1 protein-coding gene is annotated in these 461 nt (G+C 51.8%); it reads right to left on the minus strand.

What is annotated here, in order from left to right; translation table 11 throughout:
* Nucleotides 1-461, minus strand: a 461-nt coding sequence (locus Q5Y71_RS17215) for an IS3 family transposase (protein WP_306043295.1), incomplete at both ends; no start/stop codon positions are given.

Consider the following 461-nt stretch of genomic DNA (forward strand, 5'->3'; position numbering starts at 1 on the left):
AGACTCGGTTTGTTGATAATACAGGTTTTCGTATTCAGCTGGAGGCATATCGCCAATTGGCCCAAGAATGCGGCGATGGTTAAACCAGTCGACCCAGGTCAAGGTTGCAAGTTCAACCTCATCCAGTCCTTTCCAGGGACCTGCCCTGTGGATGACCTCCGCCTTGAATAAACCGTTGATAGTTTCTGCCAGTGCGTTGTCGTAGGAGTCGCCGACACTGCCGACTGACATATGGAAACCCGCCTCACTAAGCCGCTCGGTATATCGAATCGACAGATACTGACTACCTCGATCACTGTGATGGGTAACGCCACGGGGCTTACCTCGTGCCCAGAGTGCCTGCTCCAGAGCATCAAGCACAATGTCGGTTTGAAGGCTCTTTAATACGCGCCAGCCAACGATGTAGCGGGAGAATACGTCGACAACGAATGCGACATAAACAAAACCAGACCAAGTTGCGA

This window comes from Microbulbifer sp. 2205BS26-8 (assembly GCF_030731025.1).
GTDB lineage: Bacteria > Pseudomonadota > Gammaproteobacteria > Pseudomonadales > Cellvibrionaceae > Microbulbifer > Microbulbifer spongiae.